The sequence below is a fragment of the Rhodococcus sp. 3258 genome (genome assembly GCF_031456475.1).
Lineage (GTDB): Bacteria > Actinomycetota > Actinomycetes > Mycobacteriales > Mycobacteriaceae > Rhodococcoides > Rhodococcoides fascians.
Window position 1 is genome coordinate 145,427 of the sequence record NZ_JAVDUT010000007.1, and the last position, 16,765, is coordinate 162,191.

Below are 16,765 nucleotides of genomic sequence, written 5' to 3' on the forward strand. Positions count from 1 at the left end.
CAGTTCTTCGCTTCTCAGTCTGCCCGCCGATACGCCGGTCTGCGCTATACCCACCCGGTGTGTCGCCCTTTCGAACTACTGGGCCATCGAACTACTGGGCGGCACGCTCGGCGATACGCGACATCAACCGGTCCTGCACGAACGGCGGCAACATACCGGTGACGTCTCCCCCGAACGTGGCCACCTCCTTGACCAACGAGCTCGACAGAAAACTGTGCGCCGGATTCGCAGGGAGGAACACCGTGTCCACTCCGGTCAGCGTCCGGTTCATCTGCGCCATCTGCAACTCGTAATCGAAGTCGACAGCACTCCGAAGACCCTTCACGATCGCCGAAAAGCCCTCTTGCCGTGCGTAATCGACCAGCAGGCCATACCACGAACCGACCCGAACGTTAGGCAGATGCTCGGTCGCGACCTCGAGCATCTCGATCCGCTCCTCGACGCTGAACATGCCCTTCTTGCTCTTGTTCACCATCACCGTCACCACCACCTCGTCGAAGGCGGCCGCCGCGCGCTCGAAGATATCCAGGTGACCGATGGTCACCGGGTCGAAGGATCCAGGACACAGTGCGCCAGTCATGCCCGCGAACCTATCAGCTCAGACAGCTCATTCCGCAGGCTCCACTCCTGACCACTTCGGTCATTCCGCAGGCTCCACTCCTGACCCAACCCGGTCATTCCGCAGGCTCCACTCCTGACCCAACCCGGTCATTCCGCAGGCTCCACTCCTGACCGGATTGCGATCTCGATTCGGCTCTCGCCGTACTTCTTGGACTTCTCCGGCACGAGCCCAGTCGGCCATACGGTCTCCGGCGAACGCGACGACCGTTCGAGCACGACCACCGCGTCGACCGAGAGCCATCCCCCGCTCACCAGCCGCTCGAGGAGGCCGGCCACGGCGGTGTCCGTGACGGCGTACGGCGGATCTGCCAACACCAGGTCGTAGGCCGCGTCGGCGGTGCCGGCCAGGACCGAGGCCACCGGCGCGCATTTGACCGAAGCTCCGGTCAGGCCGACCGATTCGATGTTCTTGCGCACTACCGCGGCCGCCCGTGCGTCGGATTCGACCAGCACCGCCGACGCGGCCCCACGTGAGAGTGCTTCGAGGCCGAGCGCACCCGACCCTGCGAACAGATCCAACACCGCGGCCCCGTCGAGCTCCATCCGACTTTCGAGCGCACTGAACAGTGCCTCTCGAACCCGCTCCGACGTGGGCCGGGTGCCTTGGCCGGGGACCGCCAATCGGCGACCCCCGGCAACGCCCGCGACGATCCGGGTCATTCGCTCCCGGCCTCTTCGCCCGTCGACCCCCCACCGATGACGACGAGCAGATCGCCGCCCTCCACCTGCTGAACGCCCGAGATCGCCAGACGAGTGACCGAGCCGCCCCGCGGTGCGGTGATCGCTGCCTCCATCTTCATCGCTTCGATCGTGGCAATGGTGTCGCCGGCCGAGATCTTCTGGCCCTCCTCGACTGCCAGGGTGACCACCCCGGCGAACGGAGCCGGAATGTGTCCGGAGTTGGAGCGGTCTGCCTTCTCGACCGTGGGTGCTTCGCTCGCGATGGACCGATCGCGCACCGACACCGGACGTAGCTGCCCGTTGAGGATGCACATGACGGTGCGCATACCGCGTTCGTCCGGGTCGGAGATCGCTTCGAGTCCGATGAGCAGTTCGACGCCCTTCTCGAGCGTGACTCGATGCTCCTCGCCCTGACGCAGACCGTAGAAGAACTGGTTGGCCGACAATCGGGTCGTGTCGCCGTACTTCTCTCGATGAGCTTCGAGTTCCGCTGTGGGGCCGGGGAAGAGCAACCGATTCAGAGTGGTACGGCGTTGCGCCGACGTCCCGTCGAGGTTCTTCTCGTCCTCGTCGGTCAGCGGCGTCACCGGCTTGCCCGCACCACGGCCTTCGAGCGCCTTGGTGCGCAGCGGCTCCGGCCAGCCGCCGGCGGGTGTTCCGAGGTCGCCGCGTAGGAACCCGACAACGGAATCGGGGATGTCGTACCGGCTGGGGTCCTCGGCGAATTCCTCGGCGGACGCATTCGCACCCACGAGCGCAAGAGCCAGATCGCCGACGACCTTCGAGCTCGGCGTCACCTTGGTCAATCGACCCAACATGCGGTCGGCCGCAGCGTAATTGGCTTCGACCGTCTCGAAGCGATCACCGAGACCGAGCGAAATAGCCTGTTGGCGTAGGTTCGACAGCTGGCCGCCCGGAATCTCGTGGGTGTACACGCGACCGGTCGGTGCCGGCAGCCCGGACTCGAAGGGCGCATACACCTTTCGCACGGCCTCCCAGTACGGCTCGAGATCGCAGACGGCCTGCAGATCGAGGCCGGTGTCGCGCTCGGTGTGCGCGGCCGCGGCGACGATCGCCGACAGCGCGGGCTGACTGGTGGTTCCTGCCATGGCAGCACAGGCACCGTCGACCGCGTCGGCTCCGGCTTCCCAGGCCGCGAGATAGGTAGCGAGCTGTCCGCCGGGAGTGTCGTGGGTGTGCACGTGCACCGGCAGGTCGAAGTTGGACCGCAACGCCGTCACCAGCGTCTTGGCCGCGGGGGCACGCAACAGACCCGCCATGTCCTTGATGGCCAGCACGTGCGCGCCGGCATCGACGATCTGCTCGGCCAACTTCAGGTAGTAGTCGAGCGTGTACAGGTTCTCGTTCGGATTCGACAGGTCGCCGGTGTAACTCAGGGCCACTTCTGCGATGGCCGTACCGGTTTCGCGCACTGCATCGATCGCCGGACGCATCTGATCGACGTTGTTGAGCGCATCGAAGATACGGAAGATGTCGATTCCGGTGTCGGTGGCCTCGGCGACGAAGCTACGGGTGACCTTCTCCGGGTACGGGGTGTATCCGACGGTGTTCCTGCCGCGCAGCAACATCTGAATCGCGATGTTGGGCACGGCTTCTCGCAAGCTCGCCAACCGCTCCCACGGATCCTCGTGCAGGAAGCGCAACGCCACGTCGTACGTCGCCCCTCCCCAGGCCTCGATCGAGAGTAACTGCGGCGTCGTTCGCGCCACGTACGGCGCTACGCCGAGCAGACCACTGGTGCGCACACGCGTTGCCAACAACGACTGATGGGCATCACGGAACGTGGTGTCGGTGACACCGAGCGCCTTCTGATTGCGCAGATCGCGGGCGAACCCCTCCGGCCCGAGCGCCAGCAGCCGTTGCCGGGAGCCGTCGGGAATGGGAGCCGAGAAGTCTATGTCGGGCAGCTTGTCGTGCGGGTACACCGGCGAGGGACGTTCCCCGTGCGGCTTGTTGACCGTCACGTCGGCCAGGTAGGTCAGAATTTTGGTGCCACGGTCACCCGAGGAACGCGACGTCAGCAGTTCCGGACGTTCCTCGATGAAGGAGGTGGTGACGCGTCCTGCGGTGAAATCGGGGTCGACCAGAACCGCCTGCAGGAACGGGATGTTCGTCGCGACACCGCGAATTCTGAACTCCGCCACCGCACGTCGGGCACGCGCCACGGCAGTGTCGAAATCACGGCCGCGACAGGTGAGCTTGACGAGCATCGAGTCGAAGTAGGCACCGACCTCGGCACCCAACGTCGTGCCGCCGTCGAGGCGCACGCCGGCACCGCCCGGGGTGCGGTAGGCAGTGATGCGGCCGACGTCGGGCCGGAATCCGTTGGCGGGATCCTCCGTGGTGATGCGGCATTGCAACGCTGCACCGCGCAACACGATGTTCTCCTGCTGCAATCCCAGGTCCGCCAACGTCTCGCCGGAGGCGATACGCAACTGCGACTGCACCAGGTCCACATCGGTCACTTCTTCGGTGACGGTGTGCTCCACCTGAATTCGCGGATTCATCTCGATGAAGACGTGATTGCCGCGGGTATCGAGAAGGAACTCGACGGTACCGGCGCAGGAATAGCCGATCTGCTTGGCGAACGCCACGGCGTCGGCGCAGATCTTCTCGCGTAATTCCTGAGGAAGGTTGGGCGCCGGTGCCAACTCGATCACCTTCTGGTGTCGACGCTGCACACTGCAATCGCGCTCGAAGAGATGGACGACGTTGCCTTGGCCGTCGGCAAGAATCTGTACCTCGATATGACGGGGGTCGATCACTGCCTGCTCGAGGAACACGGTCGCATCGCCGAACGCCGACTCCGCTTCGCGCGCAGCAGCTTCGATGGACTCGCGTAGTTGCTCGGGCTCGGCCACGCGGCGCATTCCGCGACCACCGCCACCTGCCACGGCCTTGACGAACAGCGGGAAAGTCATGGATTCGGATGCCGCGACCAATTCGTCGATATCGGCGGAAGGCTCGGAGGACGCCAACACCGGTAGTCCCGCGGCCTTCGCAGCGGCGATCGCACGCGCCTTGTTACCGGTCAGCTCGAGGACATCGGCGGAGGGCCCGACGAACGTGATGCCCGCCTCCACACACGCGGCGGCGAGATCCGGGTTCTCGGAAAGGAATCCGTAGCCGGGGTACACAGCATCGGCACCGCTACGCTTGGCGGCGGCGACGATCTCGTCGACCGAGAGATACGCCCGAACGGGATGGCCCTTCTCCCCGATCTGATAAGCCTCGTCGGCCTTCGTTCGGTGCACCGAGTTTCGATCCTCGAACGGGAACACCGCCACCGTCGACGCACCGAGTTCGTAGGACGCACGGAAGGCGCGGATAGCGATCTCGCCGCGGTTGGCAACCAAAACTTTGGAGAACATTGGCTCAACTTACCCGGCAGACAGAGCCCCGGAGGCGTACTGATCTCACGATGCGGGAACTTTTGTTCAATTTCGGCTACTGAAACGGTGCAGTGCGGACTGCGACGGGGTCAGGACTTGTCGAGGTAGTCGATTCTGTCGGATCGCCACGCCGAACGCATCATCGACGCGATGCCGGGATTGTCGGCCAGAGACGGGTCCCGCGCGAACAACGACCGGGCACAATCCTGGGCGTCGGAAATGATGTCCTCGTCGTCGATGAACGAGAGCAACCGAAGTCCGGTCACCGTGCCCGACTGCGCGGCTCCCAACACGTCACCTTCTCGGCGGGTCGCCAGGTCCAGTTTGGCGAGCTCGAACCCGTCGTTGGTGGCGGCCACAGCCTCGAGCCGAGCGAACGACCCACCGCCCGGGCTGAGCCAGCTGATCATGATGCACAGCCCCTGATGCCCGCCGCGGCCGATTCGCCCACGCAGCTGGTGGAGCTGGCTGACGCCGAAGCGGTCGGCATCCATGATCACCATGACCGTGGCATTGGGTACATCCACGCCCACCTCGACCACCGTCGTGCAGACGAGCACGTCGATCTCACCCGCGTTGAATTCCGACATGGTGATGTCCTTGTCGTCACCGGACAGTCGACCGTGCAGCAGCCCCACACGCAGATCGGCCATCGGCCCGGCGGAGAGCGTCTCGTAGAGATCCACGGCAGCCGTCGTCTCCGGCCCGTCCTCCACTTTCGGCGCAGCCTTCTTCGCCGCTCCGCTCTTCTTGCCCGTGTCCGCATCATCGCCGTCACCGATACGAGAACAGACCACGTAGGCCTGTCGGCCGGCCGCGACCTCCTCGTGAATCCGTTGCCAGGCTCGATCCACCCATCCGGGTTTGGATCTGGCCGGGACGACGTTGCTGACGATCGGCGACCTGCCGCGCGGAAGCTCCGTCAGTACCGACGTCTCCAGGTCCCCCAGTGTCGACATCGCGATCGTGCGCGGAATCGGTGTCGCCGTCATCACGAGGAGATGCGGGCTGGTGTTTCCACGAGCCTTCGCGCGCAAGGCATCTCGCTGCTCCACACCGAATCTGTGCTGCTCGTCCACGACGACCATCGCGAGGTCGAGAAACTCGACCCGATCCTCGATGAGAGCGTGGGTGCCGATGACGATCCCGGCATCACCTGTCACGGCATCGAGCAGGGCCGATCGCTTTGCCGCAGTGGACATCGACCCCGTCAGCAGAGCCACCTTGGTGGCCAGCTCGTGCGATCCCAGCTCGCCACCGGCGGCCAGCGTGCCGAGCATCGATCGAATCGATCGCGCATGTTGGGAGGCAAGCACTTCCGTCGGTGCCAACAGTGCGCACTGGTGTCCGGCGTCGATCACCTGCAGCATGGCACGCAACGCGACGATGGTCTTACCCGAGCCGACCTCGCCCTGCAACAGACGCGACATCGGATGCGGACCCGACAGGTCGTTGGCGATCTCCGCAGCAACCTGGTGCTGACCGACCGTCAACTCGAACGGCAGCCGGCGATCGAACTCCGCCGCGATGCCGTCGGTGATCGGTGGGCACCGCGCGGCTACCCGGTCGGACGCGTCGCGTCGTCGGTCCGCGAGTACCAATTGAACAGCCAATGCCTCGTCGAACTTCAATCGTTCCCGGGCGGCGTCCTTGTCCGCCGCAGTATCGGGAAAGTGGACCGAACGCAGCGCGGCGTCTATGTCGATGAGGCCACGCTCGCGGCGCACCGATTCCGGGAGCGGATCGACCACGTCGTCCAGCTGGTCGAGTACCTGCCGGACGCAACGCATGAATGTCCAGCTCTCGACATCTTTCGCCGCGGGATAGATAGGTACGTAGGCGCGGTCGAACACCGACATGTCGACCGCTCCGGACGAATCGACCGAGCCACGCGCCAGGCCGGCCAGCGTGCCACCGCCGACGATGCGACCCGCGGGGACGATGGCCCCGTCGTTGTCGTCACCCCCGAGGATCACGTAACTGGGGTGGGTGAGATTCCACCGCCGACCGAAATACTTGACCTTGCCCGAGAACATGCCCCGCCGCCCGGGAACGACCACGTGTTTGAGCTTGTGCGGGCTGAAGAACGTGGCTTCGATCCGCTGCCCGTCGGCCGCAAGGGTGACGGCAAGGAACTGACCGTTGCGGTTCTTCATCGAACGCAGGGTGGCCGATTCCACGGTGGCGACGATGGTGATGTGTTCCCCCTCGGGGGGTTCCTTCTCGCCGAGCTCGGAACCGTGCGTCATGTAGCGATGCGGGTAGTGCCGCAGCAGGTCTTCGACGGTATGGATGCCGAACACCTCGGCCAGCGGTGCCGCAGCCGCCGCTCCGAGGACATCGTCGAGCCGATCCACCAGCGTTGCCATTGTTCCGAGATTCCCTATTCCACTCCGAATTGCACGAGATCCCCGGGCTGCCCGCCCGGGTAGACCACCACGTCGACGCCGGGATGCGCACCCGCCACATAGTCGGCGAGCCGACCTCCGAGATCCGCGGGAGCCAGCGCCCCGAGCAACACCGTCACCATCTCACCGCCGGTGGCCAACAGCTGGTCCAGCAGTCTGCATCCGGCATCGAGCGGATGCTCGGCAACGATCACCACTTCCTGCCCGGCCAGACCGAGACAGTCACCCGGCTCGCACATGCCGACCCAGGTCAGCGAGCGTTGCTCGGCGATGCGCAACGAACCCCACCTCGTCCCCGCTGCAGCATCGGACATCGCGAACGCGTCGTCGACGGCTGCTCTGGCCGCGTCGTGCACTGCGAGCGCAGCCAACCCCTGCACCATCGCCGAGCACGGCAACATCGACACGTCCTTACCGTCGGCCCTGGCCGCAGCACCGACGGCAACGAGCTCCTGAGCGGACAGCGCCCCGTTCGGCAGCACCAGAACCTCGCGGTGCTTCATGCCCACGATGGCGCGATGCAACACCGACGAATCGATGGGCTCGTCGCATCGCACCACCGTCGCACCTTCCTGTACGTAGAGAGCCGCGGCACCGTCACCGGCGACCAGGGCCAAAATATCGCGACCCACCGACATAGCCTCGGGCTCGTGCTCACCGACGTTCGCGTCGACGGCGTACTCGGCCAGTCCGAAACACGAGATGCGCACTCCTCGAATACTTCCCGCCGCGATCCCGCACTCGACGGCACCGCCCGGGTCGGTGGTGTGCACATGAGCGGAGTACGCCCCGGAGCCGTCTCCGGCAACCACGACCGAATCGCCGAGGTCCGACAGCGCTGCACGCAGCGCTGCCGCGCGGGTGTCGTCGATGCCGGGGACGACGTAGAGAACCTCGTAGCCGAGCGGCCGGGACTGCGAGCGAGTCGCTGCCCCGTCGGAGGCTCCGTGTGCGTTCGAAACACCGACTTCGATCACCCGTTCGTGGTCCTGAGGACGGCGATAGCGTCGCCTCGGCGGGGTGCGGCCGGTCACGACCTCGACCAACGCGTCGAAGATCACCGACAACCCCAGCGCCCCCGCATCCACGACGCCCGCCTCTCGCAACGGTGCGAGTTGGTCCGTCGTGCGATCGAGAGCGCGAGCGGTGGCCTCGGCGATATCGACCACCAGCGTGGCCAGATCGACGTTCGCGTCGTGGGCAGCGGCCTCGTGGGCAGCAGCCTCGAGCACCGTGAGCATGGTGCCCTCGGCGGGGACACTGACCGCGCCCGCCACCAGAACTCGTGCACGCCGCAACATGGCCTGGATCGACACGGTGTCCAGCGGACCGTCGGCTGCGGCCTCACCCACGGCGCGCAGGAGTTGCGAGACGATGACCCCGGAATTTCCTCGCGCGCCCGATACGGCTCCCACCGCCAGAGCCCGTCCGATCGCACCCGCGCCCGCGGCCGGCCCGGCACTGCGCATGGACTCGACCGCAGCGCGGAACGTGAACATCAGGTTGGTGCCGGTATCGGAGTCCGGAATCGGGAAGACGTTCAGTGCGTCGATCTCGTCGCACCGAGCAGTGAGGGAATCCACACAGCGATAGGCCCACCGGCGCAGGCCCGAGGCATCGATGGATTCGAGTACGTCGACCACCTCGAGCGCCTCCCCTGCGTTCCGTCCGTACCTGCGCCCGGGCCCGACGATGTCGGCCGCGGACAGTGACCGAAGCTTAGTCGGGCAGAATCGTCAGCGCGGCGCGCGTGAGCCGGTACACCTCGTCTGCGGTGGCGGTTTGGTGATTGGGTGGGACGCCGCTATTCTTGCAGGGTTGCCTCGAGGCGATCTTCACGCATTGCAATCCTTGCATCTGCTCGTAGTTCGTTTCGATGTCTTCGACCACATGTAACGCTCAACATCTAACAAGGAGTTCGCGACTATGGCTGCCGTCTGCGACGTATGCGCCAAGGGGCCCGGCTTCGGTAAGTCGGTCTCGCACTCGCACCGACGGACCAACCGTCGTTGGAACCCGAACATTCAGACCGTTCACGCTCAGGTTGCGCCTGGCAACTCCAAGCGCATGAACGTGTGCACCTCCTGCTTGAAGGCAGGCAAGGTGGTTCGGGGCTGATTTCGGCCCCGCTCTTCGATTTCCTCCACGGCCTCGACCGCGTGCGAGAACTGTGCCCCGCATCCACTCGGATGCGGGGCACAGTTGTCTGTCGATGTTCCTGCGCATTCGGGCAAACAGTTGGACGTCCGATAGAGTGCCGAACGTGACTCATTCGGACAGCGAAAGCTCGAGCAAGGTCAGCATCGAAGACGGAGTGCTGCACATCGTCGTCGCCACCGAGGCGGGCGGTTCCTCTCTCGACCTGGACGGCATCACCTCGGGAACGCAGGCACTGCACGAGGTGAACACCGGTGCCACATCTGTAGGAAGCGTCCTGCTCATCGGCCGCGGGCCGAACTTCTGCGCCGGCGGCAACGTACGGGACTTCGCCGGTGCCGACGATCGCGGTGCCTTCGTCGGGTCCGTCGCAGATACGTTCCATGCGTTCGTTCGTGAACTCGCCGCCGTCACCGTCCCCATCGTCGCCGGTGTACACGGCTGGGCGGCAGGTGCAGGCATGAGCCTGGTGTGTCTCACCGATATCGCCATCGGCGGACCGTCGACCAAGCTTCGACCGGCCTACCCCGCCATCGGATTCACGCCGGACGGTGGCATGTCCTGGACCCTGCCCCGCATCGTCGGATCCGGCCACGCAATGGACATCCTGTTGAACGATTCGATTCTCAACGGTGAGGATGCGGTGCGCCTCGGAATCCTCAGCCGCCTCGTGGGCGACGACTTCGTCGACAGCGAGGCCGAACGACTGGCCCGAACCCTCGCCGTCGGACCCACCTCGGCGTATCAGGGAATCAAGAAGCTGCTTGCGGCGTCCGACACCACTACTTTGGCAGAGCAATTGGATGCCGAGGCAGCCTCGATCTCGGCGGCCGCAGTCTCACCTGCAGGAGTGGAAGGCGTCGACGCATTCGTCGAGAAGCGTCGACCCGATTTTTCCTGAGCCGGTCACGGCAACGTCCAGTCGATCGGTTCGTCTCCGCCCTCGACCAACAATTCGTTGGCGCGACTGAAGGGCTTGGATCCGAAGAATCCCCGTGATGCGGACAGCGGTGACGGATGGGCCGACTCGATGCACGGCACCGATCCCAGCATGGGTTTGAGCGTCGCCGCGTCACGGCCCCAGAGAATCGCCACCAGGCCAGGGGCCCGGGGATCCTCGGCTCTGTCAACAAGAGCACGAATTGCCTGCTCCGTCACCGCTTCCCAGCCCCTCTTGCGGTGCGACGCCGCTGCGGACGGTTCGACCGTGAGCACACGGTTGAGCAGCATCACACCCTGCTCCGCCCACGGCGTGAGATCACCGTTGCTGGGTGTCGGCAGACCGAGATCGTCCGAATATTCCTTGAAGATGTTGGCCAGACTGCGTGGAACGGGACGCACGTCGGGGGCGACCGAAAAGCTCAGCCCCACTGCGTGGCCCGGCGTCGGGTACGGGTCCTGGCCGACGATCAGCACCCGAACCCGGTCGAACGGGTACCGAAAAGCACGCAGAACGTTCTCACCGGCGGGGAGGTAGTGCTTTCCGGCGGCGAGCTCGGCTCGCAGAAAGTCGCCCATCGCAGCAACATTCGTCTCGACCGGCGCCAAGGCACGGGCCCAACCCGGATCTACGCTCTCGGCGAGCGGGCGGGCCGTCATCGGTCGATCCGGCGCAGCGCGTCGCGGTAGTACGCGGCGTTCGCGGAGTACATCTGCACGTTGATGTCCACGTGCCCCTCCGGAACCTCGAAGCCCTCACGGATTTTCGCGGGAACACCAAGCGCCATGCTGCGTTCGGGAACGACGAACTTGAACGGCACCACCGCACCCGCACCCACGATGGAACCGGCCCCGATCCTCGAGCCGTTGAGCACCACGGAACCCGATGCAATGAGGCAGTTGTCGCCGATGGTCGCACCCTCGACATGCGCATTGTGACCGAGAACGCATCCGGCACCGATCACGGTCGCGTCGATGGGGGTGCAGTGGATGACGGTCCCGTCCTGAATGTTGGTGCCCGCACCGACGGAGATCGTGCCGTAATCGGCTCGGAGCACGGCCGTCGGCCACACCGACGATCCCGCCGCCAAGGTCACCGCTCCGATGACGACTGCATCGGGATGGACATAGGCGTCCGGGTGAATATCGGGTTCGCGGTCGCCGAGCGCGTAGATAGCCATCCTTGCAACTTAGCCGACTCCATGGACCCGGTCGGAGCTCACTCTCCGTCGAAGCTCGACCAACCGGATCTGCCCACGCGGTGGTGCCCGGCGACAGTGACGCCACCGTCGGTTGCATTCGACGCCGGCTCGACGCGGCCGATCACGATCCACCCCGTCGGAACGGTAGCGAGGCCGGGGAACGTGCCGACGAGAGCATGATCCTCGCCGCCGGTGAGTACCCACTCGAGGGGATCTGCCCCCAACAGCTCTGCAGCCGAACGGACTTCGTCGGCGATCGGAAGACGCTCCGGTTCCAGAACCATCGATACGCCGGATGCGTCGGCGATATGCCCCAGGTCGGCCGACAACCCGTCGGACACATCGGTGAGTGATGTCGCGCCTGCCTCGGCGGCCTCGATTCCGGCACGGTACGGCGGGGCGGGCACGCGGTGTGCATCGAGAACCGCGTCGTGCCCGGAGCGATCGCCGCCCGCGAGCAACAGAGCGAGTCCGGCCGCGGACCACCCGAGCCGCCCCGCGAACGCGATCACATCACCGACCTGCGCACCCGATCGCAGTACGGGAGCCCTGCCCTGTAGGTCACCGAGCGCAGTGATCGAGATCACCAGCTGATCCGATTGCACCACATCACCGCCGACGATCGCCGAACCCGCAGCCGACGCCTCGCGCCACATGCCCTCGTTCAGACCGTCCGTCACGCTCACCGGTGTGTCCGCCGGGCAGCCGAGAGCAACCAGGAATGCCGAGCACTGCCCACCCATCGCGGCGATGTCTGCCCCGTTCTGCGCGATCGCCTTCCGGCCGATCTCCACCGGAGTCGACCAATCGAGCCGAAAGTGCCTGCCGTGCACCAACATATCTGTCGTGGCGGCCACCCTGCCGTCGGATGCACTGACGACGGCAGCGTCGTCGCCGGGGCCGACGATGGTCGACGTCGGTTGCACTCGATCGGCGACGGCCCGGGCGATGACGTCGAACTCGCCGATCTGGGCCACCGTCGGTTCGGCGGCGGTGGTCCCCGAAGGGCCGGTGTCGTCGATGATGTTCCTCCCTCAGAGCGCAATTCGGACGTCGGTCTCCCGCGAAACCGGCACCGCGCCTGCGGTACCTTTAGCGGTGCCCGGGCCCGGTCCGGCGCAGCCGGTTTCGTGCTGTGAGTACGCAACCGACTCAACGTACAGTCGACTCAACTTACAGTCGATCGTCCCAGCAAGGAAAGGGACCACCGATGGTGCAAGCCTTCGTTCTCGTTCAGACCGAAGTCGGCCGTGCCACGACCGTTGCGCGGCAGATCGAGTCGGTCGACGGCGTCGTATCCGCAGAAGCTGTGGTCGGACCCTACGACGTCATCGTCAGGGCCGACGGCGCATCCGACACCGAGATCGCGGACATCGTCTCCCGAATTCAGAAGGTCGACGCCATCACGCGCACCCTCACCTGTCCCGTCGCCCCGCAGTCGACCTCGGCGGTTCGGTAGCGCATGAACTCTGCCGACCACGACCACGACAAAGACAACGGCGACGACGCCGGCACCCGGTCCGAGAATGCAGCAGCGGCCGACGAGACCCGCGAGCAGCGCCACCCTGCGGTCATAGCCACCGCGATCGCCCTGCCGGTCGCGTTGGTGGTGGGAGTTCTCGTGGCCGCGATAGCGGTGAACAGCTCCCCCGCCCACGATCCGGTAGCGCTGGGGCCGGTCGACGCACCCGACGCCGCGAGCGCACAGTGCTCGACCCTCCTCGATGCGCTGCCCGACGAGCTGGGCGACTACAGCCGCGCCGACCTGGCCGACCCGGCACCTGTCGGAGTCCGAGCCTGGGTATCGGCCGAGGAGAACGCCGAGCCGGTCGTGCTTCGCTGCGGGCTGCCTCGCCCTGTCGGATTCGATGTGGCTGCACCACTTCAGGTGATCGACGGCGTCCAGTGGTTCGAGGTGTCCGGCGAGAACGACGGCATCGACGCCAGCACGTGGTTCGTCGTCGATCGGGGCACGTACATCGCTCTCACCATTCCCGGCGACTCCGGCCCGACACCTCTGCAGGATGCCTCGTCAGCAGTGTCGGCAGCACTACCCCAGCAGCCCCTCGACCCGGCACCGTTGCAGTAGCGCCGGGTCAGCGCAGGCCGGTACCGCGTGCGAGAGCGGTGTCGATCAGGGTGCTGATCAGGGTCGAGTAGTCGATTCCGCTCTCGGCCCACATCTTGGGGTACATCGAGATCGACGTGAATCCGGGCATCGTGTTGATCTCGTTGATCACCGGGCCTTCCTCGGTGACGAAGAAGTCGACCCGCGCTAATCCTTGGCAGTCCAATGCGCGGAAGGCCGAGACTGCGAGTTCGCGAATACGATCGCTGATGTCGTCGTCGAGTGTGGCAGGAATGTCGAATTCGCTGACATCGTCGAGGTACTTGGTGTCGAAGTCGTAGAAGGCGTGATCGTCGCTGTCCGCGTCGGGGAGCCGGATCTCGGCGATCGCGCTGGCGCGCACGCTGCCGTCGGGGAATTCGAGTACGCCGCATTCGACCTCGCGGCCGTGGATCATTCCTTCGACGATCACCTTGGGGTCGTGCTCTCGGGCAACGCCGATCGCCGACTGCAGGTGATCCCACGAGGTGATGCGCGAGATTCCGATCGACGATCCGCCTCGCGCGGGCTTGACGAAGGCAGGGAGACCGATGTGGTCGCGTTCGGCTTCGGTCAGGTCATCGGTGCCGCGTCGCAGCACGACCTGCCTGCCGATCGGTAGTCCGTCGGCTCCCAGAAGCTTCTTGGTGAACTCCTTGTCCATGCCTGCGGCACTGGCCAACACTCCGGGACCCACGTACGGGACACCGGCGAGTTCGAGCATTCCCTGCAGGGTGCCGTCCTCGCCGTACGGCCCGTGCAGCACCGGAAACACGACGTCGACCGCAGCCAGGACCTGTCCGGCGTCGCCCTCACCGAGAGCGATCAGCGCGCCTGCGCGTCCCGGATCGGTGCTCAGCGCGAGTGCGGCACCGGACTTGTCCACCGTCGGCAGTACTCGATCACGAATCGTCAGCGCATCCGGATCACTGGAGCCGAGCACCCAGGCACCGTCGGGGGTGATCCCCACCGGGACCACCTCGTAGGTATCGGGGTCCAGATTCGCGAGCACGCTACCCGCCGAGACACAGGACACCGCGTGCTCACTGCTGCGGCCACCGAAGACGACGGCAACTTTGATTCGGGGAGTACTCACGGTGACAAACCGTACCGCCGTCTCCCCGCGAACGCGGATTCGCCCTGTTCGTGCACACGTCGAGAACGTGACCTCACTCGGGCTTGATTCGACGCCCCAGCAGGTGGCCCACCGCGTCCGGAACCGACATTCCCCCGTGGCACACACGGTGCACGGCATCGGTCAACGGCATCTCGACGTCGTAGCTCTCGGCGAGCGCGCGCACCGACGTACAGGACTTCACGCCCTCGGCCACCTGCCCGTGCGCTGCTTCCTGCGCGCTCTCGAGGGAGCCTCCCGAACCGAGCCGCTCACCGAACGTACGGTTGCGCGAGAGCGGCGACGAGCAGGTGGCGACCAGATCTCCCACGCCGGCGAGCCCGGACAGCGTCGACGGTGTGGCCCCGAGCGCGACACCGAGCCGGATGATCTCGGCCAGGCCTCGGGTCATGATCGACGCGAGGGTGTTCTCGCCGTAGCCGACTCCGCTGGCCATTCCACAGGCGAGGGCGATGACGTTCTTGCACGCGCCACCGATCTCGGCACCGATGACGTCGGAGTTGGTGTACGGCCTGAAATATCCTGTGGCGCAAGCTTTTTGAATCTCGAGCGCTCGTTGCGAGTCGGAACACGCGATGACGGTCGCGGCCGGCTGCCCCTCGGCGATCGGGCGCGCCAGATTCGGCCCGGACAGGCAGGCCACCCGGCTGGGATCGGCCCCGGTCACCTGTGAAATCACCTGGCTCATGCGCATGAGCGTTCCGGTCTCTATGCCCTTGGCCAGAGACAGCAGTGTCGCGTGCGGTGCGATCGCATCCGTCCACTCCCCCAGGTTCGCGCGCAGACTCTGCGACGGCACCGCGAGCACCACGATGTCCGCACCGTCGAGGGCCGTCGCCGGATCGCTCGTGGTGCGGATCGACGACGGCAGTTCGATTCCGGGGAGGTAGTCCGCGTTCTCGTGCCGTTCGCTGATCGAGGCAGCGAGTTCCTCTCGGCGCGCCCACATGGTGACATCGGTTCCGGCATCGGCCAACACTTTGGCGAATGCGGTACCCCACGACCCGGACCCCAGTACCGCTGCTCTGCTCATGCCGCCAACCTCTCACCTACTCGCCGATGCCCTGCCTACGCGCGCATCACCCTAACGCGCAGACCTGCCCGGGCGGTCGGAGTCGGCAGACATCGGTGACGCTGGCAGGATCGAACACCATGGGCGCAATTCGAAGCAGCGACGACGACCGCGAGGGTCGGCCGTCCGATGCGCTGCGCCGCGCGGTCGGAGTCGTCATCGCGGTCAAGGACCTGACAGCGGCGAAGTCCCGTCTGGCGTCCGAGTTCTCCGGGGCCGACCGGACCCGATTGGTGCTCGCCATGTTCGTCGACACGGTCACCGCGGCCGGTTCGGTGTCGGTGGTCGATTCGGTCACCGTCGTCACACCCGATCCGGTCGTCGCCGACACCGCGCGACAAATCGGTGCCCGGGTGCTGGACGAACCATCGGCTTCCGGCGCTCGAGATCCCGAAGCCCGTCTCAATGCCGCATTCTCCGCTGCTGCGGCCGCACTGCGAGTCGATCACGCACCACGCGATCGCCACGGGAACCCCGGCGCGGCCCCGGCCGATCGGATCGACATCGTTGCGCTGCAAGCGGATCTGCCTGCGCTTCGTCCCGCCGAACTCGCGCAGGCGTATGCGACGGCAGTCTCCGGCGGCAGGTCGGTCGTGGTCGACCATCACGGCACCGGAACCGCAGCGCTGATCCTGAAGAATTCTGCCGACGAGCTCGCGCCGCTGTTCGGATCGGATTCCGCACGCCGCCACACCTTGTCGGGAGCGCGACCACTGGACGGCACGTGGCCGGGACTTCGACTCGACGTCGACACCGTCGACGACGTACGTCGGGCTCATCGACTCGGGGTCGGACCGGAGACGACAGCCGTACTCCGCTCACTCGGTTGGAGCGACGAGGAATCCGCAACCACCGCGTGATTCGGTGAACGTGCGAACAAGTTCGGTCATCGGAGTTTCACCGACGGCGGGTATGGGGGATGATCGTGCTGTGAGCACAGACGACGCGCAGCCAGCGACCGAAGATCCGGCGATCGAGACCGCGGAGAGCAACGGTGCGGACAGCAACGGTGCGGAGCCGGTGTGGAGTG

15 protein-coding genes are annotated in these 16,765 nt (G+C 65.8%); 5 read left to right on the forward strand and 10 right to left on the reverse strand.

Features of this window, described 5'->3' with window-relative positions; translation table 11 throughout:
• Nucleotides 1–91: 91 nt before the first annotated feature.
• The 5 genes from coaD to J2X62_RS20560 all read right to left on the reverse strand — a co-directional run bounded on the left by coaD (nt 92) and on the right by J2X62_RS20560 (nt 8,766).
• A complete protein-coding gene (gene coaD, locus J2X62_RS20540; protein WP_027496670.1) occupies nt 92–580 on the reverse strand; it encodes a pantetheine-phosphate adenylyltransferase in 489 nt (162 codons plus the stop codon).
• A 128-nt stretch (nt 581–708) separates the two neighbouring features.
• The gene (rsmD, locus tag J2X62_RS20545; RefSeq protein WP_027496669.1) at nt 709–1,281 is read right to left on the reverse strand and encodes a 16S rRNA (guanine(966)-N(2))-methyltransferase RsmD; all 573 of its coding nucleotides are present in this window, start codon (nt 1,279–1,281) and stop codon (nt 709–711) included.
• Nucleotides 1,278–4,694 (reverse strand): pyruvate carboxylase, encoded by a 3,417-nt coding sequence (locus J2X62_RS20550; protein ID WP_032370779.1) that lies wholly within the window; start codon nt 4,692–4,694, stop codon nt 1,278–1,280. Before J2X62_RS20550 ends, rsmD begins: the two co-directional genes overlap by 4 nt.
• A 110-nt stretch (nt 4,695–4,804) precedes the next feature.
• A complete protein-coding gene (gene recG, locus J2X62_RS20555) occupies nt 4,805–7,084 on the reverse strand; it encodes an ATP-dependent DNA helicase RecG (protein WP_032370778.1) in 2,280 nt (759 codons plus the stop codon).
• 14 nt (nt 7,085–7,098) lie between these two features.
• On the reverse strand, nt 7,099–8,766 hold the full coding sequence (locus J2X62_RS20560) for a DAK2 domain-containing protein (protein WP_310183015.1): 1,668 nt from the start codon (nt 8,764–8,766) through the stop codon (nt 7,099–7,101).
• 283 nt (nt 8,767–9,049) lie between these two features.
• Here J2X62_RS20560 and rpmB point away from each other — a divergent pair, with 283 nt between their 5' ends.
• Nucleotides 9,050–9,241 carry a 50S ribosomal protein L28 gene (gene rpmB / locus J2X62_RS20565; RefSeq protein WP_008717389.1) on the forward strand — a complete coding sequence of 64 codons (192 nt, stop codon included), beginning with the start codon at nt 9,050–9,052 and terminating at the stop codon, nt 9,239–9,241.
• Nucleotides 9,242–9,386: 145 nt separating this feature from the next.
• Complete coding sequence (locus tag J2X62_RS20570) at nt 9,387–10,181, forward strand: enoyl-CoA hydratase-related protein (RefSeq protein ID WP_310183022.1); 795 nt, start codon at nt 9,387–9,389, stop codon at nt 10,179–10,181.
• A 5-nt stretch (nt 10,182–10,186) separates the two neighbouring features.
• Here J2X62_RS20570 and J2X62_RS20575 read toward each other — a convergent pair whose 3' ends face one another.
• From J2X62_RS20575 to J2X62_RS20585, 3 genes are read right to left on the reverse strand one after another with little or no spacing between them, the layout of a single operon-like run.
• Nucleotides 10,187–10,879: a uracil-DNA glycosylase gene (locus J2X62_RS20575; RefSeq protein WP_310183025.1), complete on the reverse strand. Its 693-nt coding sequence runs from the start codon at nt 10,877–10,879 to the stop codon at nt 10,187–10,189.
• Nucleotides 10,876–11,400 carry a gamma carbonic anhydrase family protein gene (locus J2X62_RS20580; RefSeq protein WP_032366386.1) on the reverse strand — a complete coding sequence of 175 codons (525 nt, stop codon included), beginning with the start codon at nt 11,398–11,400 and terminating at the stop codon, nt 10,876–10,878. Before J2X62_RS20580 ends, J2X62_RS20575 begins: the two co-directional genes overlap by 4 nt.
• Nucleotides 11,401–11,438: 38 nt before the next feature.
• On the reverse strand, nt 11,439–12,398 hold the full coding sequence (locus J2X62_RS20585; RefSeq protein WP_371831857.1) for a thiamine-phosphate kinase: 960 nt from the start codon (nt 12,396–12,398) through the stop codon (nt 11,439–11,441).
• 233 nt (nt 12,399–12,631) lie between these two features.
• Between J2X62_RS20585 and J2X62_RS20590 the strand changes: the two genes are divergently transcribed.
• Entirely contained in the window at nt 12,632–12,880 is a 249-nt protein-coding gene (locus tag J2X62_RS20590; RefSeq protein ID WP_032370776.1) for an Lrp/AsnC ligand binding domain-containing protein, read from the forward strand.
• A gap of 3 nt (nt 12,881–12,883) precedes the next feature.
• Nucleotides 12,884–13,510 carry a DUF3515 domain-containing protein gene (locus J2X62_RS20595; RefSeq protein WP_032387214.1) on the forward strand — a complete coding sequence of 209 codons (627 nt, stop codon included), beginning with the start codon at nt 12,884–12,886 and terminating at the stop codon, nt 13,508–13,510.
• Between the two features lie 7 nt (nt 13,511–13,517).
• Here J2X62_RS20595 and J2X62_RS20600 read toward each other — a convergent pair whose 3' ends face one another.
• Both J2X62_RS20600 and J2X62_RS20605 read right to left on the reverse strand, forming a co-directional pair.
• The gene (locus J2X62_RS20600; RefSeq protein ID WP_032370774.1) at nt 13,518–14,624 is read right to left on the reverse strand and encodes a D-alanine--D-alanine ligase family protein; all 1,107 of its coding nucleotides are present in this window, start codon (nt 14,622–14,624) and stop codon (nt 13,518–13,520) included.
• A 73-nt stretch (nt 14,625–14,697) separates the two neighbouring features.
• Nucleotides 14,698–15,696, reverse strand: coding sequence for an NAD(P)H-dependent glycerol-3-phosphate dehydrogenase (locus J2X62_RS20605; RefSeq protein ID WP_310183032.1), 999 nt, complete (start codon nt 15,694–15,696; stop codon nt 14,698–14,700).
• Nucleotides 15,697–15,797: 101 nt separating this feature from the next.
• On the opposite strand from J2X62_RS20605, the gene cofC reads away from it, so the two are divergent.
• Nucleotides 15,798–16,595: a 2-phospho-L-lactate guanylyltransferase gene (gene cofC, locus J2X62_RS20610; RefSeq protein WP_179274454.1), complete on the forward strand. Its 798-nt coding sequence runs from the start codon at nt 15,798–15,800 to the stop codon at nt 16,593–16,595.
• Nucleotides 16,596–16,765 lie beyond the last annotated feature (170 nt).

Excerpts from the sequence above, each read along its gene's own strand:
- coaD (WP_027496670.1), bottom strand. The coding sequence starts at position 580 with ATGACTGGCGCACTGTGTCCTGGATCCTTCGACCCGGTGACCATCGGT.
- rsmD (WP_027496669.1), bottom strand. The coding sequence starts at position 1,281 with ATGACCCGGATCGTCGCGGGCGTTGCCGGGGGTCGCCGATTGGCGGTC.
- J2X62_RS20550 (WP_032370779.1), bottom strand. The coding sequence starts at position 4,694 with ATGTTCTCCAAAGTTTTGGTTGCCAACCGCGGCGAGATCGCTATCCGC.
- recG (WP_032370778.1), bottom strand. The coding sequence starts at position 7,084 with ATGGCAACGCTGGTGGATCGGCTCGACGATGTCCTCGGAGCGGCGGCT.
- rpmB (WP_008717389.1), top strand. The coding sequence starts at position 9,050 with ATGGCTGCCGTCTGCGACGTATGCGCCAAGGGGCCCGGCTTCGGTAAG.
- J2X62_RS20575 (WP_310183025.1), bottom strand. The coding sequence starts at position 10,879 with ATGACGGCCCGCCCGCTCGCCGAGAGCGTAGATCCGGGTTGGGCCCGT.
- J2X62_RS20580 (WP_032366386.1), bottom strand. The coding sequence starts at position 11,400 with ATGGCTATCTACGCGCTCGGCGACCGCGAACCCGATATTCACCCGGAC.
- J2X62_RS20590 (WP_032370776.1), top strand. The coding sequence starts at position 12,632 with ATGGTGCAAGCCTTCGTTCTCGTTCAGACCGAAGTCGGCCGTGCCACG.
- J2X62_RS20595 (WP_032387214.1), top strand. The coding sequence starts at position 12,884 with ATGAACTCTGCCGACCACGACCACGACAAAGACAACGGCGACGACGCC.
- J2X62_RS20605 (WP_310183032.1), bottom strand. The coding sequence starts at position 15,696 with ATGAGCAGAGCAGCGGTACTGGGGTCCGGGTCGTGGGGTACCGCATTC.